Annotated in this window: 14 protein-coding genes and 1 pseudogene; 3 read left to right on the top strand and 12 right to left on the bottom strand. The window is 73.6% G+C overall.

Annotation, left to right across the window (positions count from 1 at the left end):
* Window positions 1-109 precede the first annotated feature (109 nt).
* The 3 genes from ACZ63H_RS15545 to bldG form a co-directional block, all read right to left on the bottom strand.
* Window positions 110-2,512, bottom strand: a complete 2,403-nt coding sequence (locus ACZ63H_RS15545; RefSeq protein WP_469865173.1) for a sodium-translocating pyrophosphatase — start codon at window positions 2,510-2,512, stop codon at window positions 110-112.
* A gap of 298 nt (window positions 2,513-2,810) precedes the next feature.
* The gene (locus ACZ63H_RS15540; protein WP_469865171.1) at window positions 2,811-3,245 is read right to left on the bottom strand and encodes an ATP-binding protein; all 435 of its coding nucleotides are present in this window, start codon (window positions 3,243-3,245) and stop codon (window positions 2,811-2,813) included.
* A gap of 245 nt (window positions 3,246-3,490) precedes the next feature.
* Complete coding sequence (bldG, locus tag ACZ63H_RS15535) at window positions 3,491-3,832, bottom strand: anti-sigma factor antagonist BldG (RefSeq protein WP_358690894.1); 342 nt, start codon at window positions 3,830-3,832, stop codon at window positions 3,491-3,493.
* Between the two features lie 81 nt (window positions 3,833-3,913).
* Between bldG and ACZ63H_RS15530 the strand changes: the two genes are divergently transcribed.
* A complete protein-coding gene (locus ACZ63H_RS15530; RefSeq protein WP_469865169.1) occupies window positions 3,914-6,463 on the top strand; it encodes a DEAD/DEAH box helicase in 2,550 nt (849 codons plus the stop codon).
* A 209-nt stretch (window positions 6,464-6,672) separates the two neighbouring features.
* Here the strand turns inward: ACZ63H_RS15530 and ACZ63H_RS15525 are convergent.
* From ACZ63H_RS15525 to ssd, 7 genes and pseudogenes are all read right to left on the bottom strand, one after another.
* A pseudogene (locus tag ACZ63H_RS15525) lies at window positions 6,673-7,035 on the bottom strand (Rv3654c family TadE-like protein); the annotation flags it as partial.
* A 293-nt stretch (window positions 7,036-7,328) separates the two neighbouring features.
* The gene (locus tag ACZ63H_RS15520; RefSeq protein ID WP_469865167.1) at window positions 7,329-7,667 is read right to left on the bottom strand and encodes a TadE family type IV pilus minor pilin; all 339 of its coding nucleotides are present in this window, start codon (window positions 7,665-7,667) and stop codon (window positions 7,329-7,331) included.
* Window positions 7,668-7,689: 22 nt separating this feature from the next.
* Window positions 7,690-7,890, bottom strand: coding sequence for a DUF4244 domain-containing protein (locus ACZ63H_RS15515; protein ID WP_469865165.1), 201 nt, complete (start codon window positions 7,888-7,890; stop codon window positions 7,690-7,692).
* An 84-nt stretch (window positions 7,891-7,974) separates the two neighbouring features.
* Window positions 7,975-8,763, bottom strand: coding sequence for a type II secretion system F family protein (locus ACZ63H_RS15510; RefSeq protein ID WP_469865163.1), 789 nt, complete (start codon window positions 8,761-8,763; stop codon window positions 7,975-7,977).
* 133 nt (window positions 8,764-8,896) lie between these two features.
* A complete protein-coding gene (locus ACZ63H_RS15505; protein WP_469865319.1) occupies window positions 8,897-9,742 on the bottom strand; it encodes a type II secretion system F family protein in 846 nt (281 codons plus the stop codon).
* 166 nt (window positions 9,743-9,908) lie between these two features.
* Window positions 9,909-11,090, bottom strand: a complete 1,182-nt coding sequence (locus ACZ63H_RS15500) for a TadA family conjugal transfer-associated ATPase (protein ID WP_469865161.1) — start codon at window positions 11,088-11,090, stop codon at window positions 9,909-9,911.
* Window positions 11,087-12,193, bottom strand: coding sequence for a septum site-determining protein Ssd (gene ssd, locus ACZ63H_RS15495; RefSeq protein WP_469865159.1), 1,107 nt, complete (start codon window positions 12,191-12,193; stop codon window positions 11,087-11,089). The genes ACZ63H_RS15500 and ssd overlap by 4 nt, the downstream gene beginning before the upstream one ends.
* Before the next feature lie 592 nt (window positions 12,194-12,785).
* On the opposite strand from ssd, the gene ACZ63H_RS15490 reads away from it, so the two are divergent.
* Complete coding sequence (locus ACZ63H_RS15490; protein ID WP_469865157.1) at window positions 12,786-13,616, top strand: HAD family hydrolase; 831 nt, start codon at window positions 12,786-12,788, stop codon at window positions 13,614-13,616.
* 358 nt (window positions 13,617-13,974) lie between these two features.
* On the opposite strand, the gene ACZ63H_RS15485 is transcribed toward ACZ63H_RS15490, so the two are convergent.
* Window positions 13,975-14,799, bottom strand: coding sequence for a Fic family protein (locus ACZ63H_RS15485; RefSeq protein ID WP_469865155.1), 825 nt, complete (start codon window positions 14,797-14,799; stop codon window positions 13,975-13,977).
* A gap of 100 nt (window positions 14,800-14,899) precedes the next feature.
* Between ACZ63H_RS15485 and ACZ63H_RS15480 the strand changes: the two genes are divergently transcribed.
* The gene (locus ACZ63H_RS15480) at window positions 14,900-15,880 is read left to right on the top strand and encodes an ATP-binding protein (protein WP_469865153.1); all 981 of its coding nucleotides are present in this window, start codon (window positions 14,900-14,902) and stop codon (window positions 15,878-15,880) included.
* A gap of 3 nt (window positions 15,881-15,883) precedes the next feature.
* On the opposite strand, the gene ACZ63H_RS15475 is transcribed toward ACZ63H_RS15480, so the two are convergent.
* Entirely contained in the window at window positions 15,884-17,149 is a 1,266-nt protein-coding gene (locus ACZ63H_RS15475; RefSeq protein WP_469865151.1) for a polysaccharide deacetylase family protein, read from the bottom strand.
* Window positions 17,150-17,241 lie beyond the last annotated feature (92 nt).

Below are 17,241 nucleotides of genomic sequence, written 5' to 3'. Positions count from 1 at the left end.
CGGGGAGAGGTAACGAACGAGGGGGGAAACCCCCCCCCCCCCCGCCCCCCCCCCCCCCCCCCCCCCCCCCCCCCCCCCCCGCCTGTGGACCGGGCGTTGCCGGTCCGGGCTAGGAAACCACCGCCGCGTCGGGCGAGTTGGTCACCCGTTCGGCGTTCTCGTCGTCCCCGACGGCGATGCCGCGCCGCTTGGAGATGTACACGGAGACGATGATCACCAGGAGCGCGAGGACCGCGATGCCGATCCGCACGCCGAGGTTCTTGTCGTCGCCGTAGGAGAACCTGATCACCGCCGGTGCGATGAGCAGCGACACCAGGTTCATGACCTTCAGCAGCGGGTTGATCGCGGGTCCGGCGGTGTCCTTGAAGGGATCGCCGACCGTGTCCCCGATCACCGTGGCCGCGTGTGCCTCGCTGCCCTTGCCGCCGTGGTGTCCGTCCTCCACCAGCTTCTTCGCGTTGTCCCAGGCGCCGCCGGAATTGGCCAGGAAGACCGCCATCAGCGTGCCCGCGCCGATGGCACCGGCGAGGTAGGAGCCGAGCGCGCCGACGCCGAGCGTGAACCCGATGAAGATCGGCGCCATGACGGCGAGCAGACCGGGCGTGGCCAGCTCGCGCAGGGCGTCCTTGGTGCAGATGTCGACGACCTTGCCGTACTCGGGCTTCTCGGTGAAGTCCATGATCCCGGGCTTCTCGCGGAACTGCCGCCGCACCTCGAAGACCACCGAGCCGGCCGAGCGGGAGACGGCGTTGATGGCCAGTCCGGAGAAGAGGAAGACGACCGCGGCACCCGCGATGAGGCCGACCAGGTTGTTGGGCTGCGAGATGTCCAGGGACAGGCCGAGCGGCGCGCCGGGCCCGGACAGCTTGGCTCCGACGTCCCGCACGTTGGTGGTGATCGCGTCGCGGTACGACCCGAACAGCGCCGACGCGGCGAGGACGGCGGTGGCGATGGCGATGCCCTTGGTGATGGCCTTGGTGGTGTTGCCGACCGCGTCCAGGTTGGTGAGCACCTGCGCGCCCGCGCCCTCGACGTCACCGGACATCTCGGCGATGCCCTGCGCGTTGTCGGAGACCGGCCCGAAGGTGTCCATGGCGACGATCACGCCGACCGTGGTGAGCAGGCCGGTGCCGGCCAGGGCCACGGCGAACAGCGCCAGCATGATCGACGTGCCGCCGAGCAGGAACGCCCCGTAGACGCCGAGCCCGATGAGCAGGGCGGTGTACACGGCCGACTCCAGGCCGACCGAGATGCCGGACAGGACGACGGTGGCCGGTCCGGTCAGGGAGGTCTTGCCGATGTCCCGCACCGGCCGGCGGTTGGTCTCGGTGAAGTAGCCGGTCAGCTGCTGGATGACGGCGGCGAGCAGGATGCCGATGGCGACCGCGACCAGCGCGAGGATGCGCGGGTCGCCGTCCTTGCCCTTGATCGCCGCGTCGGTGACACCGTCGAGGCCGGGGTAGGTTCCGGGCAGGTAGACGAAGACGGCCACCGCGACCAGCGCGAGCGAGATCACCGCGGAGATGAAGAAGCCGCGGTTGATCGCGGTCATGCCGCTGCGGTCGGCGCGGCGCGGCGCGACCGCGAAGATGCCGATCATCGCGGTGATCACGCCGATGGCGGGCACCAGCAGCGGGAAGGCCAGTCCGAAGTCGCCGAAGGCGGTCTTGCCGAGGATCAGCGCGGCCACCAGGGTCACGGCGTACGACTCGAAGAGGTCGGCCGCCATGCCGGCGCAGTCGCCGACGTTGTCGCCCACGTTGTCGGCGATGGTCGCGGCATTGCGCGGGTCGTCCTCCGGAATGCCCTGCTCGACCTTGCCGACCAGGTCGGCGCCGACGTCGGCGGCCTTGGTGAAGATGCCGCCGCCCACGCGCATGAACATCGCGATCAGGGCGGCGCCGAGGCCGAAGCCCTCCAGCACCTTCGGCGCGTCGGCGGCGTACACCAGCACCACGCAGGAGGCGCCCAGCAGGCCGAGCCCCACCGTGAACATGCCGACGACGCCGCCCGTGCGAAATGCGATCTTCATCGCGGTGTGCGAGACGGTGGTGAGGTCCTTTCGGGGTTCGCCTTCCGCCGGAGTGGCTTCCCGGGCCGCCGCGGCGACCCGTACGTTGCTGCGCACGGCGAGCCACATGCCGATATAGCCGGTGGCCGCCGAGAACGCCGCGCCGATCAGGAAGAACACCGAGCGGCCGGCCCGCTGATTCCAGTCGTCCGCGGGCAGCAGCATGAGCAGGAAGAACACGACGACGGCGAATACGCCGAGCGTGCGCAACTGCCGGGCCAGATACGCCTTGGCACCTTCCTGGACCGCCTCGGCGATCCGTTTCATGCCGTCGGTGCCCTCGCCCGCCGCGAGCACCTGCCGGACCAGGATCCCCGCGACCACCAGCGCGGCGAGGGCGACCGCCGCGATGACGGCCACGATGATCCGATTGTCGTCGGTCAGAACCACGGCCGCGAGAGAAGTGGGATGACCCAGATGAGGGGTAGAAAGCCCCGCCATTCGTCCTCCTTGACGCTTGGGCTGAGCTCAAGATGTGGACGGATTGTAGGGACCGCCGAGTGATCTAAACAGGGGACGGTAATCGGATTCGGCCTGCTCATGCTCTTCAGCAAATGATCGAGAGAACGGCATGGAACCCGAAAGAAGTAATGCCCTCAGGGCATTGACGGCCGCATTGGCGCTTGATCGAATTATCGGGCTATTGATCGTGAATATCTTCACGAATTCCGGGACGCCCTGGAAAACACGACGAGGGCCCTGCTGTGCGGGGCCCTCGGGAGTGCGGCTGTGCCGTCGGTCAGACGACCGTCGCGGCCGGCGGTGTGGTCGGCCAGGTCATGCGGATCAGTCCGCCGTTCGGTCCGGTGGTGACCTCCACGTCGTCGACGAGGCCGCTGATGACCGCGAGGCCCATCTCGTCCTCCTCGGCGTCCGTGTCGCCGTCCCGCGCCGAGCCGGGCGTGTCGCCGCCCGCGACGGCGTGCGGCGCCTCGTCGCCCACCTCGATGGAGAACTGTTTCTCCTCTTCGATCAGCGCCACCTTCACCGGCGCCGTGACGCCGCTGCCGCGGTGCAGTCCGACCGCGCGGGAACACGCCTCGCCCACGGCGAGACGCACTTCGTCCAGAACGGCCTCGTCCACTCCCGCCCGGCGCGCCACCGCCGCCGCCACCAGGCGGGCGGTCCGGACGTGCTCGGGCAGCGCGCTGAAGCGGAGTTCGACGGTGGCCATGCATCCCCCTCGCGACTACGGGCGTGCGGTCGGGGACGGGGCCGCCGCCGGGCGACCGCACCCCCCTGGTGTCCTTGTGTACCCCCGGGCCGCCTCGTCCGCAGCGTCTGGTCCGCGTCATCCGCGTGCGCGGCGGCTCGGCCGCGTCCACATCGTCCGCGTCGGCCCAGGACGGGACCGGCCGACGACCGGACCCGGTCGGGGGTCCGGCGCCGGCGACCGGTCCGGAATCGGCCGGCGGCCGATCAGTCGGTGGCCTGCACCGCTTCCTCGACCGTGGTGTGGATCGGGAACACCTTGGTGAGGCCGGTGATGCGGAAGATCTTGAGAATGCGCTCCTGGTTGCAGACCAGGCGCAGCGAGCCCTCGTGGGCTCGCACCCGCTTCAGGCCGCCGACCAGCACGCCGAGTCCGGTGGAGTCGAGGAAGTCCACGCCCTCCATGTCGACGACGAGGTGGAAATTCCCGTCGTTCACCAGCTCGACCAGCTGCTCGCGCAGCTTGGGCGCGGTATACACGTCGATTTCGCCACCGACTCGGACGACCGTACGATCGCCGACGGTCTCGGTCGACAGGGACAGGTCCACGGATCCTCCAGCACCTTGCTATCGAGCGGTTGTCCCTCGGGCACCTAGACTTGCGGCCCCCGGGACGCTTCGCCAGCCGCGATGGCATTCAATCACTTACCGGCAGGCGTGCACGACGCCTTGACTCCATTGTCCGTCACACCGGTGACACACTCGGTGCCGATGGCCAAGAATCACCGATCCGATCGAACCCCGGCGGGCCCTGCGTCCCGTCCGGCTCCGGGCGCGGTCCTGGACCGGCTCGCCTCCGGGCCGAGCCGGGCTGCGCGCATCACTCATACGGAGCACTTGCCCCCACGTGCGGGCCGCCATGCCGTCTGGCCTGACCGGATTCGCTCCGAGGTGATCGCGGCCGTCCAGGAGTGCGGCATCGAGCACCCCTGGGCACACCAGGCGCTGGCCGCCGAGCACGCCCTGGACGGCGACTCGGTGGTCGTCGCCACCGGCACCGCCTCCGGCAAGTCCCTCGCCTATCTCATGCCCGTCCTGTCCACCCTCCTGGACGGCGCCGAGGCCCCGAACGGCCGTGGCACCACCGCCCTGTACCTGGCGCCCACCAAGGCGCTCGCCGCGGACCAGTGCCGGTCGGTGAAGGAACTTTCACAATCTCTCGGCACTTCGGTGCGCCCGGCCGTGTACGACGGCGACACCCCGGTCGAGGAACGGGAGTGGATCCGCCAGTACGCCAATTACGTGCTCACCAACCCGGACATGCTGCACCGCGGGATACTTCCCTCCCACCCGCGCTGGTCCTCCTTCCTGAAATCCCTCCGGTACGTCGTCATCGACGAGTGCCACACCTACCGCGGCGTGTTCGGCTCGCACGTCGCCCAGGTGCTGCGCCGGCTGCGCCGCCTGTGTGCCCGCTACGGCTCCTCGCCCGTCTTCCTGCTGGCCTCCGCGACCGCCGCCGAGCCCGCGGCCTCCGCCCGCCGGCTGACCGGCCTGCCGGTGGTGGAGGTCGCCGACGACGCCTCCCCGCGCGGGGAGCTGGTCTTCGCCCTCTGGGAACCCCCGCTCACCGAGCTGCAGGGCGAGAGGGGTGCCCCCGTACGGCGTACCGCCACCGCCGAGACCGCCGATCTGCTGACCGACCTGACCGTGCAGGGCGTGCGCTCGGTCGCCTTCGTGCGCTCCCGGCGCGGCGCCGAGCTGATCTCGGTCATCGCGCAGGAGAGGCTCGCCGAGGTGGACCGCTCCCTGGTCCGGCGTGTCGCGGCCTACCGCGGCGGCTACCTCCCCGAGGAGCGCCGCGCCCTGGAACGCGCCCTGCACTCCGGCGAGCTGCTCGGACTCGCCGCGACGACGGCCCTGGAGCTGGGCGTGGACGTCTCCGGACTGGACGCGGTGGTGATCGCCGGCTACCCGGGCACCCGCGCGTCCCTGTGGCAGCAGGCGGGCCGGGCGGGCCGCTCCGGCCAGGGCGCGCTGGCGGTCCTCGTCGCCCGCGACGACCCGCTGGACACCTTCCTCGTCCACCATCCCGAGGCCCTGTTCGACCAGCCGGTGGAATCGACGGTCCTCGACCCCGACAACCCCTACGTCCTGGCCCCGCACCTGTGCGCCGCCGCCGCGGAGCTGCCGCTGACCGAGGAGGACCTGGTCCTCTTCGGTCCCGCCTGCGCGGACGTGCTGCCGCAGCTGGAGGCCGCGAAGCTGCTGCGCCGCCGCACCCGGGCGTGGCACTGGACCCGCCGGGAGCGGGCCGCCGACCTCACCGACATCCGCGGCGCCGGGGGCCGCCCGGTGCAGATCGTGGAGTCCGGCACGGGGCGGCTGCTCGGCACGGTCGACGCGGCCGCCGCCCACTCCACGGTCCACGAGGGCGCCGTCCACCTGCACCAGGGCCGCACCTATCTGGTGCGCTCCCTGGACCTGGAGGACTCGGTCGCCCTGGTCGAGCAGGCCGACCCGCCGTACTCGACCGTCGCCCGCGACACCACCTCGATCTCCATCCTGGAGACGGACACCGAGATCCCGTGGGGCGCCGGCCGCCTGTGCTACGGCTCGGTGGAGGTCACCAACCAGGTGGTCTCCTACCTCCGCCGGCGCCTCATCACCGGCGAGGTGCTGGGCGAGACGAAACTCGACCTCCCTCCGCGTACCCTGCGCACCCGCGCGGTGTGGTGGACGGTCACCGAGGACCAGCTGGACGAGGCCCGGATCAACCCGGAGATCCTCGGCGGCTCCCTGCATGCCGCCGAGCACGCCTCCATCGGCATGCTGCCCCTCTTCGCGACCTGCGACCGCTGGGACATCGGCGGGGTCTCGATCCCCCTGCACCCCGACACCCTCCTCCCCACGGTCTTCGTCTACGACGGTCACCCCGGGGGCGCGGGCTTCGCCGAGCGTGCCTTCCACACCGCCCGCGCCTGGCTCTCGGCCACCCGCGAGGCCATCGCCTCCTGCGAGTGCGAGGCCGGCTGCCCGTCCTGCATCCAGTCCCCCAAGTGCGGCAACGGCAACGATCCCCTGCACAAGCGGGGCGCCGTACGGCTTCTCACGGTGCTGCTGCGGGGGGCGGCGGGCGAGCCGACGCCGGAACCGGAGGGGGCTGAGGAGGCCGGGGCGCCGGAAGGGCTGAAGGTGCCGGAGGGGGCAGAGGGGGCAGAGGGGGCAGAGGCTGGTTAGGGGCCGCCGCGTGGCCCCGGCGGGCCCGGTCCGGCGAAGGCGCCCGGTCCGCGAGGCAGGTCCGGTTCGCCGCGCGGGCCCGGCCCGGTACGCGGGCCCGATCCGACGCCCGGGTCCGGCTCGGCAGGCAGGCCCGGCCCGGCACGCAGGTCCAGCTCGGGAGCCGGGGGCGGGTCGGCCGGCGGTCCGGGTCCGTCCCCGCCCGGGAGCGGTCCGGGCGGCACCGGTCCCGGTGGACCCGCCCTCGCCCTGACCTCCGCCGTGAACGGCCCGCTTCCCACGGCCGCCGTCACGTCCGAGGTGTCGCCCACGATCGCGCACCGCACCAGCCGTACGCCCTGGGCCGCCGCCAGCCGCTCCGCGCGGGCGCAGGCCGCCGCGCCGCCCTCGGCCCAGTGGTCCGCCGCCGCGAGCGCCGCCAGGTCCGCGCCGCCCGCCGCCCGGTGCCGCACGACGACGGCCTGACCGAGCAGCAGCACGGCTCCGAAGACCGCGCCCAGCACGGCGATCACCCCGAGGCTCCATACGGTGGCCGACCCCCGGTCGGACCTCCACCGCCGCCCCCCGCCCACGCGCGCGCTGTCCGGCGCCGCCGCACGAGGCAGCCGGCCGGGCGACCGCGGCCCCCGCGGTGCCTCTCGCTCCGCTCCCGTCCGCGCCCACCGGCCCGGGACCCCACCCCCGTGCCCCGGCGTCGCGGTGCCGCCCCACCGTCGCGTCCACCACCGGTTCCGCCCTCGGGCCGGCTCCCCCTCACCCTGCCTTGGACCGGCCGGCCGCCGGCCGGTCCACTCCCGCCCGCGCTCCGGCGCCCTCGCGTCCGCCCGTCCGTCCTCGGCGGGCCGCCACGGCCCGTGCCCACGCCTCACTGCCCCGCCTCCCCCGTGCCCACGGTGTCCTCGGCGAGCGCCACCGCCTCCGCGCGTACGTCGAAGGGCAGTCCGCTCAGCAGCCGGGGCCGGGCCACCACCGTGACCCGCACCCGGTCGCCCTCGCGCGCGACGGTCACCCGTGCTCCCCGCGGAGCCGTCTCCCGGGTCACGCTCACCACCGCGTCGGGCGGGTCCTGGCGGGCGGCGGCCCGGGCGCCCGCACGGGCCGCGTCCACGCACTCGATCCGCGCCGCCACCATGAGCAGCACCCAGACCAGTGCCATCGTGAACGCCACCAGCACGGGCAGCGCCATGGCCGTCTCCACGGTCACGAACCCCCGGTCCCCGCCCTCCTCACATCCGCGCACCGAGGGCCTTCTTCACGATGGCCTGGAGCTCCGCCTGCACCTGGCCGCTGGTGACGACCTGGTAGAGCAGCACCGCGAACCCGACGGCCGCGATGATCCCCATGGCGTACTCGGACGTCACCATTCCGGTGTCCTGACGGCACGCCCCGCGCAGTCGCACCGCCGCTTTCCTGATCTTTCCGAACATCTCGACTCCCCTGTGGTTCTGGACTGTTTCGTTCTCCGTGCTTGCCTGACCGTTTCCTGCTCGTCCGCGCTCGCCGCCCCCTCCTCACCTCCCTCCCGTGACCCCGCCCGCCAGGCCGATCACGACCGGCACCACGCCGACCGCGACGAACGCGGGCAGGAAGCACAGCCCGACCGGCGCGGAGATCAGTACGGCCGCCCGGCGCGCCCGGGCCGTCGCCGTACGGGCCCACTCCGCGCGGGCGTCCGAGGCGAGACGGGCGACCGGGTCGGCCGCGGGGAGCCCGGACTCGCCGGCCCGCTCCAGCAATCGCGCCAGCGCACCGGCGCCGGGCAGCAGGGCGAGGCTCCGCCAGGCGTCCGCCGGTGCCCCGCCGAGCCGGACCTCCGCCGCGCCGCGCGCCAGCGCCTGCCCCACCGGCCCGCCGAGGGCCTCGCCCACGGCCTGGGCGGCGATCACCGGACCGGCACCGGCGGCGATGCAGGCGGCCAGCAGGTCGGCGGCCAGCGGGAGCTCGCGCGCGGCCCCGGCGGCGACGACCGCCCCGGGCCGGCCGGCCGCCGCCTGCCGGCCCCGCCACCGCCAGAGCGCGACGCCGACTCCCAGCCCCAGCGCGGCCCCGACGACCCCTCCGGCCAGCACCCACGCCCCGCACGCGGCACCGGCCGGCGGCAGCCACCGCCGTACCCCGGGCGGCAGCGTGAACGACCCTCTGCCCGTGGGGCCCGGGGTCACTTCGCGCCCCAGCAACCCGGCCACCCTGTGCCGCACCCGGCGCCGCCGACGCGCCAGCTCCAGCCGCTGCGCACCCCAGCCGAGAACCAGCACCACGATCCCGGCCATCCCCAGCCTGTGGACGACCTCCCCGCTCACCCGGCCCACCCCTTCCGTCTCCCGCACATCCCGGACCGCCCTTCCTCGCCCGCCTCGCGGACCAGCCGCTTTGCCCAGCCCCTCCCGCGCCCCTCGTGGACCGGCCGCTCTCCCCCGGTCCGTCCCGCCCGCCTCACACCGCCTCCGCCCCTCGCACGATCCGCGTCGCCCACCACATCCCGGCCGCCTCGAACACGGCCCCCGCGATCAGGCAGCCGAGGCCGCCCCCGGTGTGCAGGAGGATCCGCAGCGGGTCCGCGCCCATGGCGGCACCGAGCAGCAGTCCGAGGGCGGGCAGCGCGGCGAGCAGCACCGCGGTGGCCCGGGCGCCCGCCAGTTGGGCGCGCAGGTCGGCCCGGCCGTCCCGCTCGGCACGCAGGGCGCCGTCCAGCCGGTCCAGGCCGTCGGCGAGGCCGGCCCCCTGGTCCACGGCCACCCGCCAGCACGCGCCGAGTCCGAGCAGTCCCTCGGCGCCGGGCTGCCGCGCCGCCGCCGCGAGCGCACCCGGCACGTCACCGCCGAATCTCGCCGCGGCCACCACGGCGGCCCGGGCGTCACCGAGCCCGCCGGAGTCCCGCGCGGCCCGCAGCAGCGCCGTCCCCGGTTGCCGGCCCGCCCGTACCTCACCGGCGAGCACCCCGCACAGGGCGATCACCGCGTCGGCCCGCCGCTCCCGCCTCTCCCGGGCCCGTCGGGCCAGCCGCACCCGGCGCAGCACCGGCACCCCGGCCGCCCCCGCGACGACCGGAATCACCGAGGCACCCCACAGGGCGATCGCCAGCCCGGCGCCGAGCGCCACCCACTCGGCTCCCCACCGGCCGCGCCACCGCCGCGGGTCCGCGAGGGCCTGCCAGGCCGGCGGTCCGGTCGCCACCACGCCGCCGCCCAGCAGCAGCCGGGCCCGCCGGACGCCGTGGCGCCGTCCGCCCGGCAGCCAGGCCCACGCGCCCAGGCAGAGCGCCACGGCCCCCGCCGACATCACACCGATCACTTCCGTCCCCTCTCACCCATCACTCCGGCCGCCCGTCCCGCCCGCGACCCGCACCCGGCTCCCGTCGCCCGGGTCGCATCCGCACCGCATCCCGTCCGCCTCGCACCGCATCCCTGCGGGGGCACGCCGGACCTCACCCGCCCGCCCGGCCCTCTCACCCCGCGTCGTCCCGCACCCCCAACAGCTCCCGCAACCGCTCCCACCCCCGCTCCCGGACGAACGCCCGATCCCCCCTGCGCAGGGCCGGCACCGTCCGCACCAGCCCGGTGGGATCCCGCTCCAGGACGTGGATCTCCTCGATCCGGCGCCGCCCGGACCGGTCCCGTGCGAGGTGCACCACCACCGAGAGGGCCGCCGCCAGCTGGCTGTGCAGCGCGTCCCGGTCCAGTCCCGCGGCCGTGGCCAGCGCCTCCAGCCGGGCCGGTACGTCCGCGGCGGCGTTGGCGTGGACTGTGCAGCAGCCGCTGTGGCCGGTGTTGAGGGCGGCGAGCAGATGGATGACCTCGGCTCCGCGCACCTCGCCGACGACCAGCCGGTCGGGCCGCATGCGCAGCGCCTGCCGTACGAGGTCCTCCAGGGTGACCAGGCCGGCGCCTTCCTGGTTGGCGGGCCGGGTCTCCAGCCGGACCACGTGCGGGTGGTCCGGTCTCAGCTCGGCGGAGTCCTCGGCGAGCACGATCCGCTCATCCGGTCCGGCCAGCCCCAGCAGCGCGCTGAGCAGGGTGGTCTTGCCTGAGCCGGTGCCGCCGCTGACGAGGAACGAGAGCCGGGCCTCGATCAGCGCCTCCAGGATCCGGTCGCCGCCGGGCGGCACCGTGCGCGCCGCGACGAGTTCGCCGACGGTGAAGGCCCGGGGCCGTACCACCCGCAGGGCGAGGCAGGTGCAGCCGACGGCGACCGGGGGCAGCACCGCGTGCAGCCGGGTGCCGTCGGGCAGCCGGGCGTCCGCCCAGGGCCGGGCGTCGTCCAGCCGGCGTCCGGCCACGGCGGCCAGCCGCTGCGCGAGGCGTCGTACGGCCGCCGCGTCCGGGAAGGTGACCGCGGTCAGCTCCAGTCCGCCGCCCCGGTCCACCCACACCCGGTCGGGGGCGGAGACCAGGACGTCGGTGACGTCGGGGTCGGCGAGCAACGGTTCCAGCGGGCCGGTGCCGACCAGTTCGGACCGCAGGCGTTCCGCCGTGCCGAGGACTTCCGCGTCGCCGAGCACCCGCCCCTGCTCGCGCAGCGCCTGGGCCACGCGCGCGGGGGTGGGCTCGGCGCCGCTCTCGGCGAGCCAGCGGCGGACGCCGTCGAGCAGGGCCGCGCCGTCGGCCCGGTCGAGTCCGGGCAGGGTCATCGGATGCCTCCCGTCTCGACCAGCGCGCGCTCCCAGAAGTCGGTACAGAAGCGGGCGAGCGGGCCGCGCCCGGTGGCGCCGGGGGCCTTGGCGCTCCCCCTCGGGCGCAGCAGCGCGGGTTCCACCGGGAGCCGGCCGGCCAGGGGCAGGCCGAGCAGCCGGGCCACCTCCTGGTCGTCCAGGCCGGGTGCGTAGGGCCCGCGGACCGCCACCCGCAGATCGCGCACGACCATGCCGACGGCGGAGGCGACCCGGCCGGCCGCGGCGACCGCCCGCAGTTCGGCCGGCACGACGAGGAGCACCAGGTCGAGCTGGGCGAGCGCCTCGGCCACTCCGTCGTCGAGACGGCGGGGCAGGTCGACCACGACCGTGCCGCCGCGCCGCCGGCCGGCGGCCAGCACCGCGCGCACCGCGGGCGGGGGCACGGCGACGCAGTCCCCGCGGTCCCAGCTGAGCACGCGCAGGGAGTGCAGGGCGGGCAGCGACTCCTCCAGGGCGCCGCCGCCGACCCGGCCGCGGGAGGCGGCGAAGGCGGGCCAGCGCAGCCCTTCGGCGCCCTCGCCGCCGAGGAGCACGTCGAGTCCGCCGCCGAGCGGATCGGCGTCCACCAGGAGGGTGCGCAGGCCCTCCCGCGCGGAGGTGACGGCGAGCGCGCACGCGAGGGTGGACGCCCCGGCGCCGCCGCGGCCGCCGATCACCCCGACGGTGAGGGCCGGGCGACCGGTGCCCTCGGCGACGTCGGCGATGCGGTCGACCAGCCATGCCTCGCCGTCGGGAAGCATCAGGACGTGGTCGGCGCCGATCAGGACGGCCCGTTTCCATACGTCGGGGTCGTCCTGGTCGCGGCCGACCAGCACCACGCCGGGCCGGCGCGCGGCCCCGCCGAGCCGGCGGGCGGCGTCGTCGCCGACGAGCACGAGCGGGGCCGCCGCCCAGCCGTCGCCGGATTCCGGTACGCCGTGGTGGACCTCGGGGGTGGCGCCCGCGGCCGCGCACAGGCGCAGCAGATCGTCCAGCAGGACGGCGTCCTCGGTGACGATGAGCGGCCGTCCGGGCCGGTCCGCGGGGCCGGGCGGCGGGTCGTGGATGACGGTTCCGGTCACGGGTGTTCCCCCTTCGCTGCGTGGGCCGCGCGGCCCAGGGCCACGCGATTCCCAAAGGTGTGGAGAACCGGCGAGCGGCCTCCATATGAACGGCCGTCGGAAACCGGCCGTACGCGCCGCGGGCAATCGGAACCGGCCATGAACTCGCCGCGGCCGCGCTGCGCTGGAATCACGGTGGCGTCATCCGCGAAATAATGTGGATCTTGGTGGAAAACTGTGGACAACCCCGGCCCTGTGAATAACTTCGTCACCCATACCGGTGAGCCCCGCGCCGGTCTCCGCACGACTTCCACAGAGCAGCCTGGCGATTACCGTGGGTAACGAATCATGGGCATGCCGAAGGCGCGGCGACGACGGCGTGACGCCGGCCGTACGACCGCGTGAAGGAGGAGAGGGAGGGCGAAAACCCATCCGGACATGCGACGACCCCCGCCGGGGGGGGAGAGCGGGGGTCGTCCCCACGGCCGACTCGGGGGGGGAGGAGTCGGACCGGGTTAGCACGGTCGCGAACGATCCGTGACTTCCATGGTGTACCCGAGAGGCCTCTCAGGCAAACCCACGCGCCCCACCTTACGCCGAATGGTGGGCCCCTATGCTCAGGGGTGTGGAAAACCACTCCTTGCCCCGCGCGGCGGCCTTCTTTGACCTGGACAAGACGGTCATTGCGAAGTCGAGCACGCTCACCTTCAGCAAGTCCTTCTACCAAGGCGGGCTGATCAACCGCAGGGCCGCCCTTCGTACCGCATACGCCCAGTTCGTCTTCCTGGCCGGCGGTCTGGACCACGACCAGATGGAGCGCATGCGCGAGTATCTGTCCGCGTTGTGCCGCGGCTGGAACGTGCGGCAGGTGCGGGACATCGTGGCCGAGACCCTGCACGACCTGATCGACCCGATCATCTACGACGAGGCCGCCTCCCTGATCGAGGAGCACCACGCGGCCGGCCGGGACGTGGTGATCGTGTCCACCTCGGGCGCGGAGGTGGTCGAGCCGATCGGCGAACTGCTGGGGGCGGACCGGGTGGTCGCCACCCGCATGGTCGTGGGCGAGGACGGCTGCTTCACCGGAGAGGTGGAGTACTACGCCTACGGCCCGACCAAGGCGGAGGCCATCCGGGACCTGGCCGCGTCCGAGGGCTACGACCTCGACCGCTGCTACGCCTACAGCGACTCGGCGACCGACCTGCCGATGCTCCGGACCGTCGGGCACCCGCACGCGGTGAACCCGGACCGTGCGCTGCGCCGCGAGGCCCTCGCGCGGGGCTGGCCGGTGCTGGAATTCCGCCGCCCGGTGCCGCTCAAGAAGCGGCTGCCGGCGTTCTCCGTGCCGCCCCGCCCGGCGCTGGTCGCGGCGGCGGCCCTGGGCGCGGCGGCGGCGACCGCCGGGCTCGTCTGGTACGCCAGCCGGCGCCGCGGCATCGCCTGACCCGCACCCGTTCCGCCGCGCCCGTTTCGCCCTGTTCGAAGCCGAAAGTAAAGAAGTGCGGGCAAGGGTTCCGCTTCATCCGGGCGCGCGGTAAAAAGAACGTAGGCCCGCGAGACCAAAGGACATCCGCGAGGATCTCCTGTCACTACGCACTTGGCCCCACGGACCCCGCATGAACACAGGGCACCCACGCGACGTCGACCCGTCGATTACGGGCCAGCCGCACCAGGTGACGGGCAAAGCACCCCGACCTGATGGGCAACACATCGAGGACGCCTGGTAACCCGGCGATCATGCCAGCGGCGGTACGAGAACTCGTACCGCCGCATTCCTTCGCCCGGCCGCCGGGAGGTCCCGCTCAGGCCGCGCCGCGCTGGAGCGCCTCGCACACCGCCGTCGACTCGCGCACGCCCAGTTCGACCGCCCGCCCGCAGTGGGCGATCCAGGCCGCCATGCCCTCCGGGGTGCCGGAGACGTAGCCGTCGAGGGCGGCGAGGTAGGCGGCCCTGCCCAGTTCGGCGTAGCCGACCTCGGCCGGGCAGATCGCCTTCGGGTCCAGGCCGCTGCCGATCAGCACGATCCGCTCGGCCGCGCGCGCGACCAGGCCGTTGTACGACGCGAAGGGACGCAGCGCGATCAGTTCGCCGTGCACCACGGCGGCCGTCACCAGCGCGGGGGCCGAGGTGCCGGCGATGATCAGGTCCGACAGCCCCTCCAACCGGCCGGAGACCTCCCCGGCGTCCGGCAGCGGCAGTTCGATCAGCGGCTCGTCGACCGGCTCGCCGGCCCGGCGCGGCCGGCCGACCTCGTCGGCGTCGCTCGCCGCGGCCACCAGGTGCAGCCGGGCCAGCACCCGCAGCGGCGACTGGCGCCAGATGGACAGCAGTTGCCCCGCCTCGGCGGTGAGCCGCAGGGCCGCGCCCATGACCCGGGCCTCCGCGTCGACGCCGAAGTCGGAGCGGCGCCGCACCTCCTCCAGGGCCCAGTCCGCCCCGGACAGCGCCGCCGAGCCGCGGGCACCGCGCAGCGCCGCCTCGGAGGTGACCTCGTTGCTGCGGCGCCGCATGACCCGGTGCCCGTAGACCCGGTCCACGGCCTTGCGCACGGACTCCACGGATTCGGCCACACCGGGCAGTGAGCCCAGGGCCGCGAGCGGATCTGCGGTCGCGCCTGTCGTACTCATGAGTACGACAGTACGCACCCGGGCGGCCCACCCCACGAAGGAGTGGTCTTCTTCACTTCACCTGACACGTACAGCTATCGCCCGGCTACCCTTTGTGAACATGAAAATTGCTTTCGTCGGGAAGGGCGGGAGCGGCAAGACGACGCTCTCCTCCCTCTTCATCCGTCACCTCACCGCCTCCGGCGCCCCGGTGGTCGCCATCGACGCGGACATCAACCAGCACCTCGGTCCCGCACTCGGCCTCGGCGAGGAGGAGGCGGCGGCGCTGCCCGCCATGGGCGAGCGGCTCACGCTGATCAAGGACTATCTGCGCGGCTCCAACCCGCGCATCGCCTCGTCCGCCACGATGATCAAGACCACCCCGCCCGGCGAGGGCTCGCGGCTGGTCCGGGTGCGGGAGCCCAACCCCGTGTACGACGCCTGCGCGCGTCCGGTGGAACTCGACGGCGGCGCCGTCCGCCTGATGGTCACCGGCCCCTTCACGGACGCCGACCTGGGGGTCGCCTGCTACCACTCCAAGACCGGAGCGGTGGAGCTGTACCTGAACCACCTCGTCGACGGTCCGGACGAGTACGTCGTGGTCGACATGACGGCCGGTTCGGACTCCTTCGCGTCCGGCATGTTCACCCGCTTCGACATGACGTTCCTCGTCGCCGAACCGACCCGGAAGGGGGTCTCCGTCTACCGCCAGTACAAGGAGTACGCCCGGGACTTCGGCGTCGCCCTGAAGGTCGTCGGCAACAAGATCCACGAACCGGACGACATCGACTTCCTGCGCGCGGAGGTCGGGGACGACCTGCTCGTGACGGTCGGGCGCTCGGACTGGGTGCGCGCCATGGAGAAGGGCCGCCCGCCCCGGTTCGACCGCCTGGAGGAGGCCAACACCCGCGCCCTGGAGACGCTCAGGGCCGCCGTGGACGCCACCTACGAACGGCGCGACTGGGAGCGCTACACCCGCCAGATGGTGCACTTCCACCTGAAGAACGCCGAGGCCTGGGGGAACGAGCGCACCGGGGCCGACCTGGCGGCGCAGGTCGACCCCGACTTCGTGCTCGGCGAGAGTGTGGCGGCGCCCGTCTGACGCCTACCGCTGTTCCGCCGGCGCCCCGGGCACTCCCCTGGGCGCCGGGGCCGGGCTGCCGGACAGGAAGGACGCCCAGCCCTGCCGGGGCGCCTCGCCGACCTCCAGGGAGCGCAGCCGCGCCAGGGTCCGCGGGTCCTGGGCGTCCAGCCAGTCGGCCAGTTGCCGGAAGGAGACGCAGCGCACCTCGGGCTTGCCGCACACCTCCCGCACCACCTCTTCCACGGCGCGCATGTAGGTGCCGCCGTTCCAGGACTCGAAGTGGTTGCCGATGACCAGGGGCGCGCGGTTGCCGTCGTAGGCGCGGTAGAAACCCTTGAGGAGGCCGTCGCGCATCTGGTCGCCCCAGTAGTCGAACTTGTCGGGGTCGCCCTGGGTCTGGGTGCCGGACTGGCTGACCATGAAGTTGTAGTCCATGGTCAGCTGCTCATAGGTGTGGCCGGGGAAGGGCACCAGTTGCATCGACAGGTCCCACAGGCCCTCCTTCTTCTTGGGCCAGACCTGGTCGTTGACTCCGCTGGAGTCGTAGCGGAAGCCGAGGTCGCGGGCGGCCTTGACGAAGTTCTTCCGCCCTTCCAGACAAGGGGTGCGGGCGCCGATCAGCTCCTTGTCGTAGTCGAAGGGCAGCGGGTCCGCCTGCCGCATGCCGGTGTTGCTCCGCCAGGACTTCACGAACTCCTTGGCCTGGGCGATCTCGCTCTTCCACTCGGCCACCGACCAGGTGCCCACCCCGCCGTCGGGCCCGCAGAAATGGCCGTTGAAGTGGGTGCCGATCTCGTTGCCCTCCAGCCAGGCCAGCCGCAGTTGCTCCAGGGTGTCGGTGATGCCCCGCTCGTCGTTGAACCCGATGTCCGAGCGGCCCGGATCGTGCTGCGGCGGCTTGTAGAGGTCGCGCTTCTCCTCCGGCAGCATGTACACGCCGCTGAGGAAGTACGTCATGGTCGCGTTGTTCGCCTTGGCGACCTGGCGGAAGTGCGAGAACAGCTTCTGGCTGTCCTCACCCGCGCCGTCCCAGGAGAACACGACGAACTGCGGGGGTTTCTGACCGGGACTCAGCCGCTCCGGCACGGGCAGCCGCGGCTGGGCCCCGGTGTACGCGGTGGATCCGTCGCCGATCGGCCGGAACACGCTGCCCGGCGCCGGCGCCCCCTGCTCCGGGCCGGGCGCCCCCGGCTTGACGGCGGACGAGTCTCCCGCGCAACCGGCCAGCGACGCGGCACAGACCGCGGCGGCCATGGCGCCGACGGCGATCCTCTGGGTGGCGGCCATGTTCCGCCCACCTTCTTCCTTCTCTCAGGCACACGCTGACTGGGGACTTCTGGTGGTGTGCCGGGCTTGTCCTGGCAGCGCGGCCAAGGTCG

The sequence above is a fragment of the Streptomyces sp. NPDC104831 genome (assembly GCF_055583025.1).
This window is presented reverse-complemented; position numbering and strand designations above follow the sequence as displayed.

Excerpts from the sequence above, each read along its gene's own strand:
- ACZ63H_RS15540 (WP_469865171.1), bottom strand. The coding sequence starts at position 3,245 with ATGGCCACCGTCGAACTCCGCTTCAGCGCGCTGCCCGAGCACGTCCGG.
- ACZ63H_RS15505 (WP_469865319.1), bottom strand. The coding sequence starts at position 9,742 with ATGTCGGCGGGGGCCGTGGCGCTCTGCCTGGGCGCGTGGGCCTGGCTG.
- ACZ63H_RS15545 (WP_469865173.1), bottom strand. The coding sequence starts at position 2,512 with ATGGCGGGGCTTTCTACCCCTCATCTGGGTCATCCCACTTCTCTCGCG.
- ACZ63H_RS15480 (WP_469865153.1), top strand. The coding sequence starts at position 14,900 with ATGAAAATTGCTTTCGTCGGGAAGGGCGGGAGCGGCAAGACGACGCTC.
- ACZ63H_RS15530 (WP_469865169.1), top strand. The coding sequence starts at position 3,914 with ATGGCATTCAATCACTTACCGGCAGGCGTGCACGACGCCTTGACTCCA.
- ACZ63H_RS15515 (WP_469865165.1), bottom strand. The coding sequence starts at position 7,890 with ATGTTCGGAAAGATCAGGAAAGCGGCGGTGCGACTGCGCGGGGCGTGC.
- ACZ63H_RS15485 (WP_469865155.1), bottom strand. The coding sequence starts at position 14,799 with ATGAGTACGACAGGCGCGACCGCAGATCCGCTCGCGGCCCTGGGCTCA.
- ACZ63H_RS15500 (WP_469865161.1), bottom strand. The coding sequence starts at position 11,090 with ATGACCCTGCCCGGACTCGACCGGGCCGACGGCGCGGCCCTGCTCGAC.
- ACZ63H_RS15490 (WP_469865157.1), top strand. The coding sequence starts at position 12,786 with ATGCTCAGGGGTGTGGAAAACCACTCCTTGCCCCGCGCGGCGGCCTTC.
- ACZ63H_RS15475 (WP_469865151.1), bottom strand. The coding sequence starts at position 17,149 with ATGGCCGCCACCCAGAGGATCGCCGTCGGCGCCATGGCCGCCGCGGTC.